This is a genomic window from Microbaculum mangrovi, assembly GCF_051390635.1.
Classification (GTDB): Bacteria; Pseudomonadota; Alphaproteobacteria; order Rhizobiales; family Tepidamorphaceae; genus Microbaculum.
On the sequence record NZ_JBPODT010000007.1, the window covers coordinates 34,298 to 52,580 of the forward strand.

General features: G+C 64.9%; 15 protein-coding genes. 4 read left to right on the forward strand and 11 right to left on the reverse strand.

Features of this window, described 5'->3' with window-relative positions:
• Position 1: 1 nt before the first annotated feature.
• Positions 2-2,614, reverse strand: a complete 2,613-nt coding sequence (locus ACSF9G_RS23230; protein ID WP_436644447.1) for a glycosyltransferase family 4 protein — start codon at positions 2,612-2,614, stop codon at positions 2-4.
• Positions 2,615-3,100: 486 nt separating this feature from the next.
• Positions 3,101-4,411, reverse strand: coding sequence for a tetratricopeptide repeat protein (locus ACSF9G_RS23235; protein WP_436644448.1), 1,311 nt, complete (start codon positions 4,409-4,411; stop codon positions 3,101-3,103).
• A gap of 236 nt (positions 4,412-4,647) precedes the next feature.
• Here ACSF9G_RS23235 and ACSF9G_RS23240 point away from each other — a divergent pair, with 236 nt between their 5' ends.
• The 4 genes from ACSF9G_RS23240 (at position 4,648) to ACSF9G_RS23255 (ending at position 9,628) form a co-directional block, all read left to right on the forward strand.
• On the forward strand, positions 4,648-5,589 hold the full coding sequence (locus ACSF9G_RS23240) for a sulfotransferase family protein (protein WP_436644449.1): 942 nt from the start codon (positions 4,648-4,650) through the stop codon (positions 5,587-5,589).
• A gap of 88 nt (positions 5,590-5,677) precedes the next feature.
• Positions 5,678-6,673, forward strand: coding sequence for a hypothetical protein (locus ACSF9G_RS23245; protein ID WP_436644450.1), 996 nt, complete (start codon positions 5,678-5,680; stop codon positions 6,671-6,673).
• Positions 6,674-6,908: 235 nt separating this feature from the next.
• Positions 6,909-7,751 (forward strand): class I SAM-dependent methyltransferase, encoded by an 843-nt coding sequence (locus ACSF9G_RS23250; RefSeq protein ID WP_436644451.1) that lies wholly within the window; start codon positions 6,909-6,911, stop codon positions 7,749-7,751.
• Between the two features lie 65 nt (positions 7,752-7,816).
• Positions 7,817-9,628 carry a tetratricopeptide repeat protein gene (locus ACSF9G_RS23255; protein ID WP_436644452.1) on the forward strand — a complete coding sequence of 604 codons (1,812 nt, stop codon included), beginning with the start codon at positions 7,817-7,819 and terminating at the stop codon, positions 9,626-9,628.
• Here the strand turns inward: ACSF9G_RS23255 and ACSF9G_RS23260 are convergent.
• From ACSF9G_RS23260 to ACSF9G_RS23300, 9 genes are all read right to left on the reverse strand, one after another.
• On the reverse strand, positions 9,625-11,121 hold the full coding sequence (locus ACSF9G_RS23260) for a hypothetical protein (RefSeq protein WP_436644453.1): 1,497 nt from the start codon (positions 11,119-11,121) through the stop codon (positions 9,625-9,627). The genes ACSF9G_RS23255 and ACSF9G_RS23260 overlap by 4 nt on opposite strands.
• A gap of 36 nt (positions 11,122-11,157) precedes the next feature.
• Positions 11,158-11,889: a WbqC family protein gene (locus ACSF9G_RS23265; RefSeq protein WP_436644454.1), complete on the reverse strand. Its 732-nt coding sequence runs from the start codon at positions 11,887-11,889 to the stop codon at positions 11,158-11,160.
• 5 nt (positions 11,890-11,894) lie between these two features.
• A complete protein-coding gene (locus tag ACSF9G_RS23270) occupies positions 11,895-13,076 on the reverse strand; it encodes a DegT/DnrJ/EryC1/StrS family aminotransferase (protein ID WP_436644455.1) in 1,182 nt (393 codons plus the stop codon).
• Positions 13,073-14,320, reverse strand: a complete 1,248-nt coding sequence (locus ACSF9G_RS23275; protein ID WP_436644456.1) for a DegT/DnrJ/EryC1/StrS family aminotransferase — start codon at positions 14,318-14,320, stop codon at positions 13,073-13,075. Before ACSF9G_RS23275 ends, ACSF9G_RS23270 begins: the two co-directional genes overlap by 4 nt.
• Positions 14,321-14,326: 6 nt before the next feature.
• On the reverse strand, positions 14,327-15,145 hold the full coding sequence (locus ACSF9G_RS23280) for a sulfotransferase family protein (RefSeq protein WP_436644457.1): 819 nt from the start codon (positions 15,143-15,145) through the stop codon (positions 14,327-14,329).
• 15 nt (positions 15,146-15,160) lie between these two features.
• Positions 15,161-15,850, reverse strand: a complete 690-nt coding sequence (locus ACSF9G_RS23285) for a class I SAM-dependent methyltransferase (RefSeq protein WP_436644458.1) — start codon at positions 15,848-15,850, stop codon at positions 15,161-15,163.
• 647 nt (positions 15,851-16,497) lie between these two features.
• Positions 16,498-16,791: a CRISPR-associated endonuclease Cas2 gene (gene cas2, locus ACSF9G_RS23290; RefSeq protein WP_436644459.1), complete on the reverse strand. Its 294-nt coding sequence runs from the start codon at positions 16,789-16,791 to the stop codon at positions 16,498-16,500.
• 55 nt (positions 16,792-16,846) lie between these two features.
• Positions 16,847-17,704: a type II CRISPR-associated endonuclease Cas1 gene (gene cas1 / locus ACSF9G_RS23295; RefSeq protein WP_436644462.1), complete on the reverse strand. Its 858-nt coding sequence runs from the start codon at positions 17,702-17,704 to the stop codon at positions 16,847-16,849.
• Positions 17,705-17,714: 10 nt separating this feature from the next.
• Positions 17,715-18,283, reverse strand: a 569-nt coding sequence (locus ACSF9G_RS23300) for a hypothetical protein (protein WP_436644460.1), incomplete at its 5' end; no start/stop codon positions are given.

Consider the following 18,283-nt stretch of genomic DNA (forward strand, 5'->3'; position numbering starts at 1 on the left):
CTCAATCCCTTCCGACGATCGTGCGAAGGCTCTCGAGATAGACCTCCGGCGAGAACCGTTCTTCGACATGCCGCTTCAGGTTGGTGGCGCGGCGCGTGACCTCGGCCGGATCCGCACACATCCGCTCGATCGCGGCGACATAGGCGGCCGGATCGAGCACGTCCTCGACGGGCCAGCCGGTATCCTCGGTAACGACGTCCCCGACGCCGCCGACGCGACTGGCAACGGTGGCGATCCCGCGGCTGGCGGCGTCGATGAGAACGGTCGGCACGCCGTCCCATTGCGATGTGTAGAGATAGAAGTCCGACGTCTCCCAGGGCATGTCGTCGAAGGACTGGTAAGTCCCCATCAGCTTGATGTTCCCGGGCAGATCGGCGAGCTCGTCGCTGTCGCCGAGCACGGGCTTGCCCCAGGCGAGGATCTCGATATCGGGGCGGGCGAGCGCGATCGCCTTGACGACGTCGAAGCGCTTCTGCCGATCCATGCGGCCCGCCCAGATCGCCCTCAGCCCCTGCCGCTCGCTGCGCCGCGTCTCGAAAACCGCGGCATGGGATAGTTCGCTCTTCTGGCCCGGGGTATGCAGGACATGGAGCTTGTCCGAAAGCACGCGCGGCAGCTGGAAGCGATGGGTCAGTTCCTGATCCAGCGCCGTGCTGTCACAGATGAAGGCGTCGGCGTGCTCGAACACGCCTTCGAAATAGGAGATGGGATAGCCGCCCTTGTGCCCCATTTCGTTCAGGTCCCAGGTGAACAGATAGCAGTACACCTCCATCATTTCGGCGAGCTGCTGACTGAACTGCTGGGTCATGTCCCAGCACAGGCGGCTGTTGGCGTTGAACAGGCGCTTTGCCCGCAAGCCCCGCACGAGATCTAGGAGGCACGCGGTCTTCTCGTCCTGGCGCAGCGGCGCGACCGCGTCGGAAACAGGCACGACGTGTGCCTTTTCGTCGAACCATTCCGGATACTCGAAATCCGACAAGTCGGTCACGAACACCACGATTGTCGCGTCCGGAAACAACTGGCGAAGGCCGCGCGTCAGCTCGCCCGCGACGCGCGCGGCGCCCGACATGCGGCAGCTGGGGATCGTCACGACGATGTCGGCCCGCTTCACCGGCAGCCTGGCGACGAGTTTCTCGCTTGCCAGGATCGCGCCCGCCGACATGTGCTTGATCGGCGCGAGCTGGATCATCCGCGGGCCGTAGGGACGGTGAATCAGCGGCTCGATCTCAGCGGCACGGCGAACGACGTCGCGAAGCGTCGGGCTGTTCAGCCGCTCGACGCGGCGCAGGAGTTCGGCCGCGAGATCCTCGACCGCGCAGAACCGGCGATCTTCGTCCCCCGGCTTTCGCATGGCCCCGGGAATAAAGATGTCTTCGGTCGGCGCCGTGACGTTTCTGTCCGGCCACATGAAATACTGCCTGAGGAGCGGTTTGGGCGGCCTAGGGACCGGGCCCAGCACGCTGTCGATCTGCTCGCGGATCGTGGTTGTGACGATGCGGGCCGACTTGCGGATACGTGCGATGCGCCTCGAGCGACGGATCTGCTCCGGCACCAGTCGCCGGCGTTGGCTGTGCCGTCTGGTCGCGATGGAATCGATGTCGACGCCCTCGAACACGTCGGCAGCCGCCGGCACGACTTCAAGTTCGACGCGGTCCGGGAACATGATCTTTCGGACGCGATTCGCGTCGAAGAAGACGCTCGCGCGGCGATCCTCGTTCACGCCGTGGATGACGAAGTGATCGAAGCCCCACCCCTTGGCCCCCGCCATGTCCGGGTGCGCCATGTAGATCTCGTCATCGTAGAAGGGCGTAGGCGAGATGCGTTCCTTTCGACCGATGAAGTACCAGTGGAGGAACTCCGACTCGCCGACCTGGATGTCGTCGATCGGCGGGATCCCGGCACCGTTTTCGTGCCGCTGCGTCTCGATGCGGTCGCGCACGCGATTGGCGTAGAGGTCCTTGTTGAACAGGTAGTGCGGCCGGAAGCCCTTCAGAAGACCGACGGAGAAGAAGTGGTCGTGTACGCCGCGATCGTCGTCCGGATCGATGCTCAAGCCGTTCGCCCAGACGTAATATTCATTGTCGATGTATTTGTGGATCAGCTCCCTGTAGGCCGGATCAAGGATATCGACCTCGTGCCCATCGGGCACGAGTGCCAGATACTGCGAATACGGCCTGCTGAACGCCCGGCGCAGCTCCTCGCCCGCGACCAGCCCCTCCAGCGGGGCACATGGGGGCACCCCCTTCGCCTCGCCCTCCCGGATGAAGTGCTGGAAGGCCGAAAGATCAGATCGCTGCCGTCCGGGAATCTTGCTGTCGTAGTATCCGGGATCGAAGACCCTGTTGGGCACGAAGGCCTGGTCCGCTCCCGCGCGCAGCCACGCCAACGCGACTCCAGCCTTGGCGGTCTCGCCGCTGTCCAGCCTGGCGGCGCAGTAGTCGATCGACAGGAACGGCCCCGGCGAGGCGTTTGCCGCTAATCCTTCCGCTAGGAAATGTTCGAAGGACGCCGTTTCGTCGCCCCAGACCCGCCTGGGTGCGTACCGCCGGTAGTAGGGCTCATAGAAGAGTTCGTGTAGAAGCGTCTTCTCGCCGTCTGTCAGATCTGCCGGCATATCAAAACCGCCGCCGGAATCCGGCCAGGTCTCGGCCGATGGTCGGCCGCACCGAGCGACCGTTGATTGGCGGGGGGCACAACACCGGGAATGGGAACGAAAACATCGGTATTTCGTACTCTCTAAGAGGCGCGGACCGCGACCTTGTTATCGGTGTGGACACTTTGGGAACGACGATCGAGACGGCGCCAGGGCAGCGCCGATATGCCGAAACGTGTGCGCGAGCGAGCAGCCATTGACCGTACCGCCCCCACGGCCCAAGTCAGTAGAGAACCGGTAACAGGACGCTGCCGTCTGGCTTCGTATCAGACAACGAAAACAATCCTGCGACGATTGCCATCCCACCGATCTCACGATTCGGTGCGAACCATTTCGTAACGGAGCAAATTCCAATCGTCTAGTTAATGGATACTAAAGCCGTGGACCGAATCTCGACGGGATACGCCCGAGCTACGGGACCGCCGCGCCTCGGCCGGCTCACCGGACCTAGCCCAGTCGCGCCTCCACGTCGGCCAACAGTTTGGCCACGTTGTGGCGCGCCGGCTCGAGGCTCAGGGCGCGGGTAAGGGACTCGCGCGCTTCCTGCAGCCGGTCCAGGTTCAGCTGCGCATGCCCCAGCAGCACCAGGGACGGCGTGTGCATCGCGTTGAGGTCGACGGCCCGCTGGCAGTAGTCCGCCACCTCCTGCCAGTCGCCCGTGCGCCGGTAGGACTGGCCGAGGACATAGAAGCTCAGGAGGCTGTTGGGATAGCGTTCGATCGCGCGGCGCAGGACGGCGCGCGCCTCGTCGATCCGTCCCGCCCGCAGCAGCGCTTCGCCGAGATAGCCGAAGCCGTTGCCGCTGAGGGCATCCTCGTCCAGCGAGATTTCGTTCAGCGCACAATATCGCCGCAGCCGCGGCAACACCGCATTCGGATCGGCAATGGCGAGAATGCGCTCCGCGGCCACCAGCCGGTCCTGTTCGACGAGGTCCGCGAAAAGCCGGCCATAAGCCCTTTCGATGAGCTTTTCCCGCCCGAGCTCGCGTCGCACCGTGTCGCCATGCGCCCGCCGGCGCGATGTGTCCAAGCCGAAGGGATTCAGGGTATCGCCGCCCCTGTCGGCCGTGTCGAGAAACCGCTCGTTGACGCTGCGGTTGACCGTCGTATCGAGATCGTCGCGCGCGTAGATCTCCTCGCGGGTCAGGTCGCCGAGGTCGGGCGTTCCCGGGTAGACGCGCTTCCGGATGGCCAGGGGCGGCAGGTCGAGCTGGCCGAACAGGGCCGCGGACTGGGTGTCAAGGTGCTCCGTCGTCAGCACGAACTCGAAATTGCGCAGCGTCTCGCGAAGGCGCTCATCGCCATTGTCCGGCACGTAGGCGCCGAAGCCGTTCAGAACGGCGCTGGCGAAAGGGTTCTCGACGCTCTGGTCGAAAAACGCCCTGGCGGTCAGCTGCCTGTTCGACTTGCCGGTCCGCAGATGATGCTTGTAGGAGCTGATGAATCGATCGAACGGATCGCGGCAGACGGTGAACAGCCGCACGCGCGCATCCGGAAACAGCGCGGGAACATCTGCGTTGACCCCGTGTCCGAAAACGAAACGGACCCTGCGCAACTCGGCGTCGGTGTACTCCTCCAGCAGCCGTTCACCAGAAAACAACCGCTCGGTATTGGCGCGCGGGCCGTATCCGTGCACCGCGAACCGGTCGTCGATGTGCTGCACGACATGGGCGAGGATGCTCGTGCCCCCGGTCTTGGCGAAATGCAGGCCAATGAACACGGGACCGGCGCGGTTGAACAGGCTATCAAACAGCTTCATACAGTCGTTTCTCGCCGGGGCTTCAATTTATCGGGCGCGCAACTGCGTCTTGGCGCAGGCGGATCCAGTCGATCCATGTTGATTGTTAGTGCGAGATCGAACGCGGCGCCAGCCTGGTGAGGCCTGACGCGCTCGCGAGCATGTTCCGCGCCGGGACGGCGACCGGAACGATGGATGCGCTGATTGACACCGCATCGGCCGACGTGACGTATTGATGGCTTGGCCCGGCAGTTTCGATGGGGGAATCCATTAGCGTCTTTGCGCAATCCAGCTCCTCAACACGGATCCTGAACGACCTGACCGCCCTGTGCATCGGGGCGCCCAGGTCGGGAACCACGTGGCTCTACCGCAATCTGCGCCGGCATCCGGACATCTTCCTGCCGCCCGTCAAGGAAGTTCGCCAGTTCGTGGGAAAGGCGAATCCGCAGGTTCGAACCCGGATTGCCGAGACTGCCGCACGGGACCCCGGGGAATACGACGCGCTATGGGCGAAGGCCTGGGCCGCGGCGGACCGCCACAGCGAGGACGACTATCGCGTGCTCATGCGCGGTATCGTCCCCTCGCCGGTGACCATGGACATTTCGCCGGTCTACTGCATCGCCAAACGCGGACAGATCGCGAAGTTCAAAAGGGCGCTTGGCGAGAGGGTCAGGATCGTCATGATGCTGCGCAATCCGATCGACCGCGACTTCAGCCACGCCAAGCAGCATTTCCATATGGTCGAAGAGGCGTTCGAGGCCCGGTCCGTCGAGACCTATCTCCAGTACCTGGACCAGCCCTCGATCAGGCGACGCAATAACTATCCCGAGACGCTGGACCTGTGGAGTGAGGTCTTCGGCCCCGATGCCATCCATGTCGAGTTCTACGAGGATATCGCGTCCGATCCGTTCGGGGTCCTCGAAAGGGTTGCCGGCCATCTGGGCGTCGCCTTCGATCGCGCCGTTTTCGTCGAGACCGCATCGCGGCGGGTCGGCGCAGGCGGAGACGCGTCGGGCATCGTGCCGGCCGAACTGAAGCCGCTGCTTGCCGAACGGCATCGACCGCTGATTGAGGCAATGGCCCGGCGGTGGCCGCAGCGCTGCCGGCGATGGCTGGATGATTGCGACGCGGTGATGTCGCGCGATCGGGCGGGCACGCAGGCCGCTCGCGCTGCCCCGCCGGCCGTGACCGGGTCGTGAACCGGAAACCCGCCTCGGCGCCTGTCCGCGCCGGATCGACTTCGGCTTTGAGGGCCTATAAAAGCGGGAACGCGGTGCGAAACCACATATGGACACCACATTGCCGGACCAGAAGCTGTTCATTCACATCGGCGCGCCGAAGACGGGATCCACCGCGCTGCAACGCTTCGCGACGGCGTCACAGGGCCGACTGCGGGAACTCGGCCTGCTGTATCCCCAAGCCGCCTGCCGCGGCTTCGGCCATCACGACATCGCCTTCCTGCTGGACGGCGGTTATCCGGTCTGGGCGAAGCCGCAGGACGAATCCCTGGACGTTCTGGCGAAACACCTCGCGACGGAGTGCGCCGACTTCGCCGGGGACGTCCTTCTCTCCAGCGAGGACTTCTACCTGTTTCCGCGCCCGGCCGAGTTGCGCCGGTTTCTGTCCGACCACGGGCTGGACCGCGACCGGGATATCAGGATCATCGTGTACCTGCGCCGGCAGGACGAACTGCTCGTCTCCTGGTACAACCAGATGGTCAAGGCGCAGGGCTATTCCGGCACGTTCGCGGACTCGCTCGCCGATAGCACGTGGCTTGGCGACTATCGCCGTGAGCTCGACCGCTGGACGGACGTGTTCGGCGTCGACCGCATGGTCGTGCGGCGCTATCCGGGACGGAATGCACCGGGCGAACTCCAGACGGACTTCTGGAGCATCGTCTGCCCGGGGATACTCCCCGACGTCGAACGGTCGGCGGGCGACCGCACCAATATCAGCCTCGGCCGGGATCTTTTGGAGATACAGCGGGTCATCAACCGCCTGCCCATCTCGATCGTCGAGAAACGCCATTTTCACCACGAGCTGATGCAGCTAACGACCGAGGGCGGCGACCTTTTCCGCGATGCCCCCGTCGTCCATTACCAGGAGCGGCTCGCCCTTCTGGAGCGCTTCGCCGATGGAAACGCGGCGGTTGCGCGGACCCATTTCGGGGCGGCGGAGCTGTTCGACGATCCGACGCGGCCGCGCGAGGCCGAGCCGGTCTATGCCGGGCTCGATCTCGAAAAGGCGCTGGCGGCGATGTCCTGGCTGATACTGCGCAAGTAGGAGCCGCAAAGTGAAGGCACGAACACCCTTGGACCGTCTTGCCGCCGCGGGCACCGCGGCCGCGAAAGCCGTCTTGCCCAATTCGGTGAAGAGGACGATCAGGCGGATGAGGCGAGGCCATACTGGGCCCGCACCGACGGGTAGCGCCCGGCCGGCCCGCCCGCAGCCGGCCGACGGCCGTCCGTCGGGCAACCAGCCCAAAACCGTCGGGCCGACGCCAGCACTGTCGCCGGACGTGCGCTGGGTCCAAAAGGAAGAATTCCTCGATCCGCAGGCCTACCTCGCCGCCGCCGAGCGCGCACGCGAGGCGAAGCAGACAGTCCTCGCCCATACCATGTTGCGGTGCGCGCAGACCCTCGGTGCAGACGTTCCGGACGGCGAACTCGAGGCAACGCTGCTGAGCGACGACCAGCTCAAGGGGCGCGGCAGCCTGTACCAGCGCAACATGCGCGTGGCGGACCTCCTCGCCGAGCATTTCGGCGACGGCGCCCTCAGCGTCGTCGATGTCGGTGGCCACACCGGCATCATGTCGCATATGGCGCCGGAGACCCGCTACCTTCTCTGCGAACCGTCCATCAACTGCATGTATTCGCACGACCTCGTAGAGGCAGGTCGCAAATTCGACGTGACCCTGTCGATCCACACGTTCGAGCACATTCCCGCCGATCTGAAGCCCTCGTTCTTCGAGTCGCTCGTCGACATATCGACAAAGGGCGTGATCTTGTGCAATCCGACCGACACGGGCGACGCTGAGGAACGCCAGCGGTTCCTGCTGGATGTCTACGGGCCGCTCGGCTGGATCGTCGACCATCTGCAATGCGACACACCGACGATAGAGCTCTGCCAGGACCTCGCCGCGCGTCACGATCTGGATCTACACGTCTATCCGAACGGCAACCGATTCCTGTCCATGACCATGTTCGCAATGGAACATTTCTCCAACGCCACCGGCGACCCGGAAATGAAGAAGAAGTGCGGCAAGCTGATACGCTACATCAACAGCCATCGGCATCTTCAGGACGCACCGCAGGCTCCAAGAGACTATGCGTTTGTCTTCATCAAGAAGAACGCGGTCTGACGGGCGTGCGGCCATGGCATGCGAAAATGTGGCGGGGCGCGGCGACGGACTCTTCGGAGCCTGCCGTGTTCGTTGACGCCGACTTCTACAGACAGCATTACGCCGCCCTCCTCGAGGGAACGGACCCGGCGCGCCACTACGACGATGACGGGCGCACCCGGGGGCTGATGCCCAATCCGGAGTTCGATCCGCTGGTCGCGGCGATCCGGTTCCCGGCCCTTGACGAAGCGGCCGCGGCGAAGGCACTCGCCGCCGAAGGGCTGGAGGCGCATATGCAGGCGCTTGCCCGCGACGTCCTTGCACACATCGAGGCCGCCGACGCGTTCCATTGGCGCTTCTCCGACACCCAGGTGGAGAAGGACCATTTCAGGCGACCGGCTTCGACCATCGCCGACTGGGACAAGCTCGATGCGGAAGGGACTATACCGTTCGCGGCACAGGAAAAGTCCTACAGCGTACGAAAGCGCTCGCCAGAACAGGTACGGGACCTGATCGCAAGCGGAACGCCCTGCCTGCAGCCGCGCCTGCCGCACGGTTTCGTCGACCTAATGGGACAGGTCGCATCGGTGCGACCGATCGTTCGTGGCCTGTGGGGCGCGGCTCTGAATACCGACGAAAAGATCGAGCGCTTCTCGATCCGCATCGTCCGCGTCCTGCACCCGAAGTCACCGGTCTTCACCGAGAACTTCACCCAGGAAATCCTGCAGATCCTTGCTGCGAGCAGATCCTCGTTCCCGATCTGCCTGGCTTTCAAGGCACACCCGGACAGTCCGGACCGGTTGTTCGGCACGTCGGACCCGAGCCCGATCCGCTACGAAGCGGCAATGGACGTCGTCGCGCGGCATTTTCCCGACGGGTACGAATTCGAGGATGGCATCGCCTGGAAACGGTACGCCGCGACCGGCCGCATCGCCTCGCTGATCGACGCCATGCGGAACCGGCGGGTGGTGCTGATCGCCAATGGCGGTTTCTCCGCGCTGGGAGAGCGCTGGGGCCTGACCGATTTCCACCACCTGGAAATCCCGCCGGCAGCCAGTCACCTGATCCGCCACAGACTGCTTGACGAGATTTCCGCGGCCTTCGAAGCGCTCGACGTCGGCAAGGACGACCGGCTGCCCGCGATCGTTTTGACCCAGGCAGGCGGATCGCTATCGCTATGGCTTCTCTACGAACTCTGGCGTCGCTTTCCCCATGCCAGCTATTTCGATGTCGGACAGGCGATCAACATCTGGTTCATGGACGATCCGGGCGCCGCGAAACCTGAAATGCTGTGGCTGCAGGATTTCTGGGAGCGCATTCTCGACGCAAACGAGCTGTTTGCTTTCTACGACCCGCTCGTTCCCGGTGGCGACAGCCGTTCGTTCTTCCGGGAGACCTATTTCAACGGGGACTATCTGAGGAAACTGCCCGGCCACGGCGGCGATTGCGACTTCGCCGCGCGCCTGTTGCGGTTCGATTTGCCGGACCGCGCGCTGGTTTTCGCGGAGCGCGCCCACGCCAGGACGACCGATGCGATCCAGCCGATCGTACTGCTGACACGTCTCTACCGCCGCTTCGGCCGGCTCGAAGAGGCGCTCGCCATGGCGCAGACCGGGATTGGGCTGGCGCCCGATCATCGGCAGCTTCGCCAGATCCACGCCCAGCTTCTTTTCGATCTTGGCGACGATGAAAGCTACCTTCGAGCCGTGGCCGCGATCGACCTCCCGTCCGGGGAGCTGCCGCTCTTGCAGATGAGCACCGCTCACGAACGTCAGGGCAGATACGCGGAAGCCCTGGACCTCTTGCAGCGCAGGATCGCGCTGCAGGGAGACGAACCGCGCGTGCGCAAGCGGATCAGAAAGCTGGAAGCCTTGATGAAAGCGCGGGCCGGCAACTAGCTGCCGGGTCGTTCGCTCGCCCGCAGCCGATCGACGAAACGCATCAGTGCCGGATCGTCGGCAGTATCGTCCAGCGCCCGTCGGACGAAGATGTCGGCGGCGTCGCGAAGGCCGTGCTGAAACACGAACTGTGCATACTGGAGATGCCGGCTCGACCGCGCCCAGCGCCGGTCCGGATCATGTTCGCCATGCCGCTCGATGTGGAATGCCTTGATGTCCGCTATCCCCCGGCGGGATCGGTAGAAATCGCTGAGCCGGTTTATTTCGATCTGTTTTTCGACACCCGGCGACCAAGGCAGCCCGCCCGTGCGAACGATACCGTCGCGGTCGAGGAACCAGAGGTTGATGGCTTGGCCGACATCGAAGAACGAGACGTCCGGGAACTCCTCCCGGAGCCGGGTGAGGAGGAGGAAGGCGAACGATCCGCCGCAACGCGTCAGCACGACGGGCCGCGTGCCAGCCCGGCATAGCGTTCGCAAGGCGGCCCGGAACCGCGCGACGATCTCGTTTCGGGATCGGTGCGACTCGCGCGGCGGGACTTCGAGGAAAGCCGTATCGTCCAAGTCGAAGCGCTCGCCGAAATCGGAAAACAGTTCATTGGCGACCAGCAACACCGGTCGCCCCCGGAGAAGCTCCATGAACCGCGGAAATTCGCCGGTCATGACGAGGCGCTTCATCAGCATCGCGTCATCGAACCCGGTCCGCTCCGGCACCACCGTCGAGACCGCGTCGAAAACGTAACGCGCGCGCGGCGGGAGCTCGTGCGCGGACCCGAAGAGCCCCGGCCCACCGTCGGGAAACGCCTTGAAGGCAACCGCGATCGGGACGTTCAAGGGTAGTCCCCGCGCCAGATCCGCCACCTCGGAAACGAAGTTCTCGATAAAGACGATGTTATGCGGATGGAGATGCGAGGCAAGCCGCACGCAGAGGCGCAGCAGCGCATCCGGGGTCAGGTCCGAAACGGGGAAATGGTCCAGCAGGATGCGCCTCAGCACGAAGACCCGCGCCAGCGCGTCCCAGAAACCGTGCGGCAGGCGGGCATGGAAGACGGGCGAGGAACCGGCGACCGCATCGAGGAATGCGCCGGTCGATGGTTGCCCTATCCCATGGAGCGTTCCGCGGTGGTCGAACGTCATGCGGCCGCGGTCTTCGGGGGCCTTCAGGACGTCTTCGTCGTAGGGACGCTTCGCGGCCGGATCGGCGGGCTTGTGGGTTTCCAGAAAGGTCCAGAAATAGCCGTCGTATGCGGGATCCGGGAAGTGTCTCAACACCGCCCGGGCGAGCGCTTCGTATCGCTCCGGCAGCGGTCGGGCCTCGCTTCCGGCAATGCCGGAGACGACCGCCAGCGTCGGATCATGCCCGGCGTTGGGAAGGAACCCGGCCGCGCGGCCGACCGCATCAAAATGCGCCTCAGGGCTCGCGCCGCCGAGTTCGGCGGCGTAGGTGCGCGCATAGAAGTCCCGGTCGATGCGTACGGAAGCGTCCGTGTTCATTGCCGTCGCCGATCCTCGTCCATGGCGCCGCCTGCCCTAAGCCGCGAAATCGCGATCGAGCGGCAGCGTGTCGAGATAGCCGCGGACCTCCTCGGCACCGACCCACATGAGGCAATCGAGGATCGAGAGGTTCGGCAGGAAGGTGAACTTGCCGCCGACCTCGTAGCGAAAATCCGGCATGCGTGTGAAGGCGATGTCGATACCGCGCGCGCGCCAGTCCTCGGGCTTGAAGATCGCCTTGCCGCCGGACGGATTCACGTAGGCGGCGGCGCCGAGCTGGTCGCAGATCTCGAGCGCCCACTGGCCGGCGTGCTGCACGTTCGAGAAATCGAGACCAAGCCCGGAGCAGATCTCGTAGTCAAACGCGATGCCGAGCATCGCGCAGGTCTTCTCGAGCCCGGCGACGTTCAGATCGCGAAGCCGCACCGGCCCCTCGCCAACGGACGCGAAGGTTTCCTCCACCAGCGCGTGGACGGCGTCATAATGCGGCGCGGCGTGGCGGTAGACGCCGAGCTGGCGCAGGATCTTCTCGCCCGCCTGGCGCGGATCCTTCACCGCGATGTCGGACAGCTCCCGCGACGAGCGCTTGTCGACGGGTACGGTGACATACTGCTCGCCCTTGTTGGGTTCCAGGATCCGGTTGCGGTTCATCCAGTGCTTGGACTGGTACTTCACGACGTCGAAGACGACCCATTTGTCCGTCTTCCGGATCACGTCGAAATACCCGACATACGGAAAGAAATAGGGCTGCATGATGCCCAGACGCATGGTCGTCACGCTCCCGGGGAATCCATCCCGGGCCGCGAACCGCCGGGGTCCTTCCGAGCGCTCCGGATCGCCGCACAGACCCTGTCGATATCGGCGTCCGTGACCATGTCGCCGGAGGGAACCTGAACGATCGAGTCGCACAGCCGGTCGGTCACCGGCAATGTCCAGTGGTCTTCCGAGTACGGAAAGGCCTGGTGCAGGCCCGGATAGAAATAGCGCCGGGCGATGATACCCCGGTCCTTCAGGCGCGCGATCAGCTGGTCCCGGGTCAGCCCGAAGTCGGCCTCTTCCACCTGGAAGACGACATACTGGTAATTGGACGCCTCGCCGGCGGCGTGATCGATGAAACGCAGGCCGGGCACATCCGACAATTGCCCACGATACCGGGCGTAGCGTTCGCGGTTGCGGGCGATATGCGTATGGAGTTCGTCGAGCGCGATCAGTCCCATCGCGGCCTGCGCCTCGGACATCTTGGCGTTCACCCGCAGCGGAACGTCGACGAAGGTTTCCTGATCGTGAAAGTTCCGCGCGGTCCGCACGGCGAACGCCACCTGGTCGTCATTGGTCGTGACGCAACCGCCCTCGGTGCAGTTGAGGATCTTGGTGGCGTGGAAGGAAAATACCTCGCAGCGTCCGAAACCACCGATCTTGCGCCCCTTGTAGGTGCAGCCGAACGCATGGGCCGCATCGGGCAGGAGGGCGGCTCCGGCCTCGTCGCCCAAGGCCTGAAGACCATCGATATCGCAGGCCCGTCCCCACAGATGAACGGGCACGATTGCGGTCGTCTCGTCCGTCATCGCCGCGCGTACGGTCTCGACGGATATGGTGTGGCGATCGGGATCGACGTCGCAGAAAACGGGGCGCAGGCCCGCGTAGGACAGTGCCTGGGCGGTCGCCGGAAACGTATAGGCCGGCACGACCGCCTCGCCGCGCAGCCCGAGCGACTTTGCCGCGACCATCAGGGCCACCGTGCCGTTCGTCATGCAAATCGCGTGCTTGACGTCGAGAAAGTCGGCGATGCGCTTTTCGAACTCCGCCACCAGCGGCCCGTGGTTCGTGTAGAACCGCCGGTCGAAAATGCCGTTCATGGCATCGATGACCTTGTCGGTCGACGGCGTATTCAGCTGCCCGACATAAAGCTGCTTCTCGTCGGGGGCCGATGGGCCCTTCGGCGTGCCCGTGCTCATTGTTTGCCTCCGGGCTTGTCTCCGGGCTCGTTTCCCGCTGCGCGACCGAGCCGCGCAGCGATATCCGCTCCCCGCCCGGTGATGAAATCGAGCGTTTCCGCCAGCCGCTCGGGGTCTCCGGCGTGCACGAAGGCGCCGGTCGGCAACTGGATGAACTCGCCGGCCAGATGCTCGGAGTTCGGCAGCGCCCCGACCTTCACGTCGGGCGGGCAATGCTTCGAGAGATGGAGCGGCGGTGCGAAATAGGGCCTCGCCAGGGCGTTCTCCGCCTGAAGCACCTTCAGGATCGTGTCCCGGTCGATGGCGAGTTCGGGCGACACGTGCATCAGCACCATTTCGTGATTGGCCCTCATGCCCGCGGCGGGATCTATGATACGCAGCCCGTCGATCCCGGAGATGGATTTCTTGTAGGCGGTGAAGATCGCCTCGTTCGACTGCAATATCGCCGAAGCGTTCTCCAGGCTTCCGAGCGCCATCGCCGCGTGAATCTCGTTTAGCTTTCCGTTCATGCCCAGATAGCTGATCTCGGGGCGGTCCGGCTCGTAGCCGAAATTCCGGATCGCGATCAGAGCCTTGGCAAGGGCGTCGTCATTCGTCGTGACGTATCCGCCCTCGAAGCCGTTTATCAGCTTGGTGGCGTGGAGGCTGAAGACCTCGGCCTTGCCGTTGCCTCCGAACGGGCGGCCACCGTATTCGGCACAGATCGCGTAAACGGAGTCGTAGATCAGCGGGATGTCCAGCGACCGGCTGATCCGCTCCAGCTCGGAAAGGTGCGCCGGCGCATTGACATGGTTGACCGCGAGGATCGCCGCGACCCCGCGACTGGTCCCAATGCCCCGTTCCACGGTTTCCGCCGACAGGGTATGGGTGGACAGATCAACGTCGCAGAACCACGGCCGTTTGCCGGCCCACTGGATAAGATGCGGCAGCCCCCGATAGGAAAACGAGGGCAGGAGGATGTCCGGACGGCCATCCCGCGAGCAATGGCGCAGCAGGGCGATCAGCGCCAGCGACGCATTGGCGAAGCTGACGACATGGCCGACCCGGTGCATGTCCGCCAGCCGGGCCTCGAGTTCGAGCTGCATCGGACCGCCGTTCGAATACCGGCGCCGGTGCAGGATCTGCTCCAGTCGCGCAAGGAACTTCGCACGATCGGGCGCGTAGAGCTGCCCCGTCGGTCGCGGGCTCTCATACAGCCGCTCGCCGCCGAATACCGCCAGATCATCGAGAGTGCGCTTGATCAATTCGAACTAGTCCGCATCACTGGCAAGGAAAGTCCGCAGATCCGAGTTCTCGATTTCCGCAGAGATGGTCTCCTGGATCGCGGCCGGCAGCTTCGCACGCCAGTCCCCGATCTGGCCCGGGTCTTTGTACACCGAACGGGGGTTGTCGCTGTGGCGACTTCGCGAGGCCGCTATGAAATCGCGCGTACGGGGATGCATCTCGAGGCCCACCCGGGAGAGTTCGCCCTCGGCGACCGTCAACGGATCACGAAGTAGATCCTCGTATCTGACCACGTGGGCGCGGTCCGGGTAACGGCGAGCCAGATCGCGGTGCAATCGCGTGACGTGCATCCAGTCCTCGAAGCCCCAAAATTCTCCGGGCGCCGTCTTCCGGCACGCGCCGCTGCGCCATTCCTCGAGCGGAGCGCGGTCGGAGGGAAATTCCATCGGGTTGCTCAGCCAGGACGCGATGGTCGCGCGCGGATCGCGAACGATGAATACGAACCTGGCGTCGACGCCCTGCTCGATCGCGTGCGGCAGCAGGTGATGGAACCGGTTCGACTTGATGACCAGAACGTCGGGATTATCCGCCTTCTCGGCGAATTCGGGAACCAGGCCGTCCTTCCGCAGAAAATCCTGATCCATGTACGCGTCGTCGGTTTCGTAGACGGCGCGGAAGAAATCCTCCCAATGCCGCCGGGTGCTGCGTTCGTCCAGCGCGTTCTTGAAGGAATAGGAAAAGAGCGGACAGAGCTTAAGCCGCGTGTCGGGATGCGACGCCATGATCTGCGCGAACCAGCTCGTCCCCGACCTCGGCATGCCCGCAATCCAAAGCACGTCACGCATCAGGGGCATCCCGGCTCAAACCGGCTTCAAAATCGCGTCGAAGCGGTAGTGGCTGGCGTAGAACGCCTCCGGCATCCGCTGATACTCCACGCTCCAGCCCGCGCGCGCGGCCATCGCCGCGAATTCCTCGCGCGACCACCACACGCCGATCGCCGAATCCGGCCGGTCCTCGATGCCCGGCTCGTAGCGGTCGCCGAAGAACTCGCGGATATGGGCGAGATCGGCGACATTGCCGATGACGAGGCGGGACAGAGACGTGAAGCGCTGCCGCAGCGCCGCGAAGAGGGCCTCGGTGGCCTCGCGCGGGAAATAGCTGATCGAGCCGTAGACGATCGCCTTGGTGAAGCGGCCGGGATCGGGGGCATTGGTCGCATAGGCAACCGCCTCGCCGGTCTCGTAGGCGACTGAGGGGCCGACGTCGAAATGCTTGCGCGCGACGCCGATCAGGGTCGGCGAATAGTCGATCCCCAGCCCGCCGGCGCAGCGCTCGAAGAACCGCGCGCTCAGCGCTCCGTTGCCGCAGCAGATATCGAGCAGGACGTCGTCTTCGCGCAGGTCGAGCGCGGCAACCATGGCCTCGACGATCAGGTGGATCTGCTCTTCGGGAACGGGCTGGCCGTTCACGGTGCGACGGACCTGCCCCCAGAAATCGGTTTCGTCGCACCGACTGGCGTGTCGCTCGTAGACCGCGGCGAGTTCGTCCATTCGTTTCTCCTGCCGGCCTGCCCGTCTGCCGGGCCCGGCCGCCCATGCAATCCAAAGGTGTCCGGGCGTCGGTTCACGGCCGCCGACCCATCGGATGAGGCGGCGACAAGAAGCACGGCCGGACAACCGGTAAGGCATTAGCGGCAACCGTCACGATGTCTTGCACCTGAATCGAGCCGGCCCTTGCCGCATCCGGACCGGGGCCCCGCATGCCGACCGGGCAACGCCCTGTCTCGGCGCTCCAGACTTCCGTGGTGGGTATACCGTCCTTGGCCGCCCCCAACAAGCAGCGTGAACGCGGGGCCTGCTCCCGGCAGTTTCGGCGTAGGGATGGCATTGTGAACGGACACGCGGCGGGCGCCGACCGAACCACCCCGGCATCGGTCGGAAGGGCGGCGCCGGCGTCGTTGCGGCTGGCCCTCGATCTCTAAGCGGCTACAATGGAGGGGAAGGAGAGGGATGAGCCGCATTGGTTGCGGCTGGCCCTCGATCTCTAAGCGGCTACAATCCGAGCCGATCGAGCAGGAACCGATCTCGGGTTGCGGCTGGCCCTCGATCTCTAAGCGGCTACAATAGACCCTTGGATAAGCCCCTGATTTTCAGGGGCTTTTTCCTTGTGCAGAACAGGAAAAAGCCGCGCGCCGGCATCAGAAGAGCGCAAGCTGATCCGGATTTCCGGAGCTGCGTTCCCGTTTTTGTCCCGTGAAGATTCGTGCGTTTCCATACTGCTTGTCGGTTATCGCGACGATGTGGATCTTCCCCTTCCGCGGCAACGCGTCCCGTATGCGCGCGATATGGGTTTCGGCCGCCTCCTTGCTTTCGGCAAAGCGAAGATAGACCGAAAACTGCGCCATCTCGAAGCCCCGGTCGAGCAGGAACTTGCGAAACCGGGTCGCCGCCTTGCGCTCGGCGGCGGTGCCCACGGGCAGATCGAACATCACGTAGAGCCACATCGTCCGGTACCCGCTCAACGCCGCTCGCCGGGCGGTCATCGGATCATCCCTCCAGGGGCAATGTCCGCCGCGGCAGATCGAGCTTGCGCGCCGTGCCGGCAAAGCAACGCGCCGCCGACAAAGCGAGGCGCTCCAGACATGGTGCGACCGGGCTGACCCCGTCGCTCGTGCTCATGTCCGTGATCAGTATCCGCGCAAGCTCGGGCTTCGTCTCCCTGTCCACCTCCGTCGCGCCGCCGGAAACGACATCGTGCACCAGAAGATCGGCCAACGGCCGAAAAGGCTCCATGAGATCGTCCGCCAGGGCGAAGGCGTTGCCGCGCTGGCGATGGGCAAGGCCAAGGCTGGGATGGAGCCCCGCCGCCATGATGGCGCGCGCGGTGCCCGCCCGCAGCACCGTATAGGCGTAGTTCAGCATCGCATTGACGCCGCCCCCGGCGCGCTCCCGCCGGAAGTCCTCGCCGAACAGCAGCGGCCAATAGCGGCGGGCCGCCTGCGCCTCGACATTGTCGGGGTCGCCGGACCTGACCTTGCGCGCGAGAAGGGCGAAGCCTTCGTGCGGCGCGCCGACAGTCTCCAGGGTCGCGCCCTGGCTTTCGATCTTGGCGCTGACGACCTGCGCCCAAAGACGTTTCTTGAGGGGTAGAGGGGCGGCGGCCTGCTCGCTCATGCGGCCGGCCTGGTCGTGGTGTCCGTCGGCAGCCCACAAAACCGCCGCCGGCCGATGATTGGCACCGCAAACGACCAACGGCACGCCCCGCTCGGCGAGCGCCACGAGCAGGGTGTTGGAATAGGTGATGGCGTGGGCGCTGGCAACGACGGCCGCGATGTCGTCCAGCGGCACCCGGCCGATCTCCGCGTCGTCCGCGCTGAGGGTCAGGAAACCGTGCGACTTCGCCAGATGGCGGCCATCATCGGTTCTCCGCGGCCGGCGCGACGCGTCCGATCGGGTCGACCCGGACGCGGCGGGCCCCGCCGGCCCTGAGGCGCGCGTAGGTGCCGAAGATCCAGCGAAGCGGATCGTCCGGATCGTTGTGGCGAACGTCGATGGCGCCCGCCTCGTTGTGCAGGGCGAGCCGGACCCGCTTGGCGGACGGCTCGAGCCGATAGACGCGGGCGATCTGGCGTCCGCTTCCGAAGTCGGCCTCGATCAGGTCGCCATTGTGGATCCGCATGACGAGGCGGGCGGCCGGGTGACGCCTGCGCCATTCCGGCGCGAAGCCCGGCTGGTTGGCGTCGAAAACAGTGACGCCTTCCCCGGCCCATTCGCCGTCCGGCAGCGCGTATATCTCGATGCGGTGGTTATCGCCGGGGGAATAGGCCTTGGTGAAGCCGTCGCCATGACGGACGATCCGGACCGACTTCTCGGTCTTCAGGATCCGGACACGACGGATGCCGCGTGTCTCGCCGAACGCGGCGAGGGCGTCTCCCAGCTTACCGCCCGATTGGTCGGCCTCGTATGCGACCTGCCGCAGGTCGG

Bases quoted from the DNA above. Each gene is read 5' to 3' on its own strand.
- ACSF9G_RS23270 (WP_436644455.1), bottom strand. From the start codon at position 13,076: ATGAGCACGGGCACGCCGAAGGGCCCATCGGCCCCCGACGAGAAGCAG.
- ACSF9G_RS23235 (WP_436644448.1), bottom strand. From the start codon at position 4,411: ATGAAGCTGTTTGATAGCCTGTTCAACCGCGCCGGTCCCGTGTTCATT.
- ACSF9G_RS23245 (WP_436644450.1), top strand. From the start codon at position 5,678: ATGGACACCACATTGCCGGACCAGAAGCTGTTCATTCACATCGGCGCG.
- ACSF9G_RS23280 (WP_436644457.1), bottom strand. From the start codon at position 15,145: ATGCGTGACGTGCTTTGGATTGCGGGCATGCCGAGGTCGGGGACGAGC.
- ACSF9G_RS23285 (WP_436644458.1), bottom strand. From the start codon at position 15,850: ATGGACGAACTCGCCGCGGTCTACGAGCGACACGCCAGTCGGTGCGAC.
- ACSF9G_RS23240 (WP_436644449.1), top strand. From the start codon at position 4,648: ATGGGGGAATCCATTAGCGTCTTTGCGCAATCCAGCTCCTCAACACGG.
- ACSF9G_RS23260 (WP_436644453.1), bottom strand. From the start codon at position 11,121: ATGAACACGGACGCTTCCGTACGCATCGACCGGGACTTCTATGCGCGC.
- ACSF9G_RS23230 (WP_436644447.1), bottom strand. From the start codon at position 2,614: ATGCCGGCAGATCTGACAGACGGCGAGAAGACGCTTCTACACGAACTC.
- ACSF9G_RS23265 (WP_436644454.1), bottom strand. From the start codon at position 11,889: ATGCGTCTGGGCATCATGCAGCCCTATTTCTTTCCGTATGTCGGGTAT.